2 tRNA genes and 3 rRNA genes are annotated in these 5,258 nt (G+C 49.3%); all 5 read left to right on the forward strand.

The features are described 5' to 3' along the window. The first annotated feature begins 58 nt into the window (after window positions 1–58). The 5 genes from B7725_RS00045 (at window position 59) to rrf (ending at window position 5,257) form a co-directional block, all read left to right on the forward strand. Window positions 59–130: transfer RNA gene (locus tag B7725_RS00045), tRNA-Glu, on the forward strand. 230 nt (window positions 131–360) lie between these two features. Then, window positions 361–1,909 (forward strand): 16S ribosomal RNA (locus B7725_RS00055). A 51-nt stretch (window positions 1,910–1,960) separates the two neighbouring features. Then, window positions 1,961–2,033 (forward strand) — tRNA-Ala (locus tag B7725_RS00060). A 129-nt stretch (window positions 2,034–2,162) separates the two neighbouring features. Next, window positions 2,163–5,065: ribosomal RNA gene (locus B7725_RS00065) — 23S ribosomal RNA — on the forward strand. 76 nt (window positions 5,066–5,141) lie between these two features. Then, a 5S ribosomal RNA gene (rrf, locus tag B7725_RS00070) occupies window positions 5,142–5,257 on the forward strand. Together the 16S, 23S and 5S rRNA genes with 2 tRNA genes alongside form the textbook arrangement of a ribosomal RNA operon. Window position 5,258: the final 1 nt, after the last annotated feature.

Below are 5,258 nucleotides of genomic sequence, written 5' to 3' on the forward strand. Positions count from 1 at the left end.
AAAAAGCTCTTGACAAAGTAGGAAAAGTAGGTATAATAGAAAGAGTTGAAAAGCTCAAGGTCCGTTGGTCAAGGGGTTAAGACACCGCCTTTTCACGGCGGTAACACGGGTTCGAATCCCGTACGGACTATGGTGTATTGTGGTTAGAAAAAACTTGAAAAAAGTTTAAAAAAACTGTTGACAGAGACAGGGAGCTGTGATATACTAATATAGTTGTCGCTTGAGAGAGATTGAGTGACAAAGACCTTTGAAAACTGAACAAGACGAACCAATGTGCAGGGCACTATAACTAAGGTTATAGTACTGAACAATGAAAAACAATAAATCTGTCAGTGACAGAAATGAGTGAGAACTCAAACTTTTAATGAGAGTTTGATCCTGGCTCAGGACGAACGCTGGCGGCGTGCCTAATACATGCAAGTAGAACGCTGAAGAGAGGAGCTTGCTCTTCTTGGATGAGTTGCGAACGGGTGAGTAACGCGTAGGTAACCTGCCTGGTAGCGGGGGATAACTATTGGAAACGATAGCTAATACCGCATAAAATGGATTATCGCATGATAATCGATTGAAAGGTGCAAATGCATCACTACCAGATGGACCTGCGTTGTATTAGCTAGTTGGTGGGGTAACGGCTCACCAAGGCGACGATACATAGCCGACCTGAGAGGGTGATCGGCCACACTGGGACTGAGACACGGCCCAGACTCCTACGGGAGGCAGCAGTAGGGAATCTTCGGCAATGGACGGAAGTCTGACCGAGCAACGCCGCGTGAGTGAAGAAGGTTTTCGGATCGTAAAGCTCTGTTGTAAGAGAAGAACGAGTGTGAGAGTGGAAAGTTCACACTGTGACGGTATCTTACCAGAAAGGGACGGCTAACTACGTGCCAGCAGCCGCGGTAATACGTAGGTCCCGAGCGTTGTCCGGATTTATTGGGCGTAAAGCGAGCGCAGGCGGTTAGATAAGTCTGAAGTTAAAGGCTGTGGCTTAACCATAGTACGCTTTGGAAACTGTTTAACTTGAGTGCAAGAGGGGAGAGTGGAATTCCATGTGTAGCGGTGAAATGCGTAGATATATGGAGGAACACCGGTGGCGAAAGCGGCTCTCTGGCTTGTAACTGACGCTGAGGCTCGAAAGCGTGGGGAGCAAACAGGATTAGATACCCTGGTAGTCCACGCCGTAAACGATGAGTGCTAGGTGTTAGACCCTTTCCGGGGTTTAGTGCCGCAGCTAACGCATTAAGCACTCCGCCTGGGGAGTACGACCGCAAGGTTGAAACTCAAAGGAATTGACGGGGGCCCGCACAAGCGGTGGAGCATGTGGTTTAATTCGAAGCAACGCGAAGAACCTTACCAGGTCTTGACATCCCTCTGACCGCTCTAGAGATAGAGCTTTCCTTCGGGACAGAGGTGACAGGTGGTGCATGGTTGTCGTCAGCTCGTGTCGTGAGATGTTGGGTTAAGTCCCGCAACGAGCGCAACCCCTATTGTTAGTTGCCATCATTTAGTTGGGCACTCTAGCGAGACTGCCGGTAATAAACCGGAGGAAGGTGGGGATGACGTCAAATCATCATGCCCCTTATGACCTGGGCTACACACGTGCTACAATGGCTGGTACAACGAGTCGCAAGCCGGTGACGGCAAGCTAATCTCTTAAAGCCAGTCTCAGTTCGGATTGTAGGCTGCAACTCGCCTACATGAAGTCGGAATCGCTAGTAATCGCGGATCAGCACGCCGCGGTGAATACGTTCCCGGGCCTTGTACACACCGCCCGTCACACCACGAGAGTTTGTAACACCCGAAGTCGGTGAGGTAACCTTTTAGGAGCCAGCCGCCTAAGGTGGGATAGATGATTGGGGTGAAGTCGTAACAAGGTAGCCGTATCGGAAGGTGCGGCTGGATCACCTCCTTTCTAAGGATAAGGAACTGCACATTGGTCTTGTTTAGTCTTGAGAGGTCTTGTGGGGCCTTAGCTCAGCTGGGAGAGCGCCTGCTTTGCACGCAGGAGGTCAGCGGTTCGATCCCGCTAGGCTCCATTGGTGAGAGATCACCAAGTAATGCACATTGAAAATTGAATATCTATATCAAATAGTAACAAGAAAATAAACCGAAACGCTGTAAGTATTTAATGAGTTTTCTAATTTTTGAAAAAATTAGGTTAATAAGGTTAAGTTAATAAGGGCGCACGGTGGATGCCTTGGCACTAGGAGCCGAAGAAGGACGTGACAAACGACGATATGCCTTGGGTAGCTGTAAGTAAGCGATGATCCAGGGATTTCCGAATGGGGGAACCCAACAGGTACTACCTGTTACCCACATCTGTTAAGGATGTGAGGAGGAAGACGCAGTGAACTGAAACATCTAAGTAGCTGCAGGAAGAGAAAGCAAAAGCGATTGCCTTAGTAGCGGCGAGCGAAACGGCAGGAGGGCAAACCGAAGAGTTTACTCTTCGGGGTTGTAGGACTGCAATGTGGACTCAAAGATTATAGAAGAATGATTTGGGAAGATCAGCCAAAGAGAGTAAGAGCCTCGTATTTAAAATAGTCTTTGTACCTAGCAGTATCCTGAGTACGGCGGGACACGAGAAATCCCGTCGGAATCTGGGAGGACCATCTCCCAACCCTAAATACTCCCTAGTGACCGATAGTGAACCAGTACCGTGAGGGAAAGGTGAAAAGCACCCCGGGAGGGGAGTGAAATAGAACCTGAAACCGTGTGCCTACAACAAGTTCGAGCCCGTTAATGGGTGAGAGCGTGCCTTTTGTAGAATGAACCGGCGAGTTACGATATGATGCGAGGTTAAGTTGAAGAGACGGAGCCGTAGGGAAACCGAGTCTGAATAGGGCGCCTTAGTATCATGTCGTAGACCCGAAACCATGTGACCTACCCATGAGCAGGTTGAAGGTGCGGTAAGACGCACTGGAGGACCGAACCAGGGCACGTTGAAAAGTGCTTGGATGACTTGTGGGTAGCGGAGAAATTCCAAACGAACTTGGAGATAGCTGGTTCTCTCCGAAATAGCTTTAGGGCTAGCGTCGACATAAAGATTCTTGGAGGTAGAGCACTGTTTGGGTGAGGGGTCCATCCCGGATTACCAATCTCAGATAAACTCCGAATGCCAAAGAATTATGGTCGGCAGTCAGACTGCGAGTGCTAAGATCCGTAGTCGAAAGGGAAACAGCCCAGACCACCAGCTAAGGTCCCAAAATAATTGTTAAGTGGAAAAGGATGTGGGGTTGCACAGACAACTAGGATGTTAGCTTAGAAGCAGCTATTCATTCAAAGAGTGCGTAATAGCTCACTAGTCGAGTGACCCTGCGCCGAAAATGTACCGGGGCTAAAACAATTTACCGAAGCTGTGGATACCTTTATAGGTATGGTAGGAGAGCGTTCTATGTGTGGAGAAGGTGTACCGTGAGGAGCGCTGGAACGCATAGAAGTGAGAATGCCGGTATGAGTAGCGAAAGACAGGTGAGAATCCTGTCCACCGTAAGACTAAGGTTTCCAGGGGAAGGCTCGTCCGCCCTGGGTTAGTCGGGACCTAAGGAGAGACCGAAAGGTGTATCCGATGGACAACAGGTTGATATTCCTGTACTAGAGTATGTAGTGATGGAGGGACGCAGTAGGCTAACTAAAGCAGACGAATGGAAGTGTCTGTCTAAGCAGTGAGGTGTGAATTGAGTTAAATGCTTAGTTCTATAACATTGAGCTGTGATGGGGAGCGAAGTTTAGTAGCGAAGTTAGTGACGTCACACTGCCAAGAAAAGCTTCTAGCGTTTAAACATACTCTACCCGTACCGCAAACCGACACAGGTAGTCGAGGCGAGTAGCCTCAGGTGAGCGAGAGAACTCTCGTTAAGGAACTCGGCAAAATGACCCCGTAACTTCGGGAGAAGGGGTGCTGACTTTAGGTCAGCCGCAGTGAATAGGCCCAAGCAACTGTTTATCAAAAACACAGCTCTCTGCTAAATCGTAAGATGATGTATAGGGGGTGACGCCTGCCCGGTGCTGGAAGGTTAAGAGGAGTGCTTAGGAGTAATCCGAAGGTATGAATTGAAGCCCCAGTAAACGGCGGCCGTAACTATAACGGTCCTAAGGTAGCGAAATTCCTTGTCGGGTAAGTTCCGACCCGCACGAAAGGCGTAATGATTTGGGCACTGTCTCAACGAGAGACTCGGTGAAATTTTAGTACCTGTGAAGATGCAGGTTACCCGCGACAGGACGGAAAGACCCCATGGAGCTTTACTGCAGTTTGATATTGAGTGTCTGTACCACATGTACAGGATAGGTAGGAGTCTAAGAGATCGGGACGCCAGTTTCGAAGGAGACGTTGTTGGGATACTACCCTTGTGTTATGGCCACTCTAACCCGGATAGGTGATCCCTATCGGAGACAGTGTCTGATGGGCAGTTTGACTGGGGCGGTCGCCTCCTAAAAGGTAACGGAGGCGCCCAAAGGTTCCCTCAGAATGGTTGGAAATCATTCGCAGAGTGTAAAGGTATAAGGGAGCTTGACTGCGAGAGCAACAACTCGAGCAGGGACGAAAGTCGGGCTTAGTGATCCGGTGGTTCCGTATGGAAGGGCCATCGCTCAACGGATAAAAGCTACCCTGGGGATAACAGGCTTATCTCCCCCAAGAGTTCACATCGACGGGGAGGTTTGGCACCTCGATGTCGGCTCGTCGCATCCTGGGGCTGTAGTCGGTCCCAAGGGTTGGGCTGTTCGCCCATTAAAGCGGCACGCGAGCTGGGTTCAGAACGTCGTGAGACAGTTCGGTCCCTATCCGTCGCGGGCGTAGGAAATTTGAGAGGATCTGCTCCTAGTACGAGAGGACCAGAGTGGACTTACCGCTGGTGTACCAGTTGTCTTGCCAAAGGCATCGCTGGGTAGCTATGTAGGGAAGGGATAAACGCTGAAAGCATCTAAGTGTGAAACCCACCTCAAGATGAGATTTCCCATGATTATATATCAGTAAGAGCCCTGAGAGATGATCAGGTAGATAGGTTAGAAGTGGAAGTGTGGCGACACATGTAGCGGACTAATACTAATAGCTCGAGGACTTATCCAAAGTAACTGAGGATACGAAGCGTGAGGTTTTCTAATTATTTGATAGATATTCAATTTTGAGTAGGTATTACTCAGAGTTAAGTGACGATAGCCTAGGAGATACACCTGTACCCATGCCGAACACAGCAGTTAAGCCCTAGAACGCCGGAAGTAGTTGGGGGTTGCCCCCTGTGAGATATGGAAGTCGCTTAGCT

Source organism: Streptococcus oralis subsp. tigurinus (assembly GCF_002096275.1).
GTDB lineage: Bacteria > Bacillota > Bacilli > Lactobacillales > Streptococcaceae > Streptococcus > Streptococcus oralis_CN.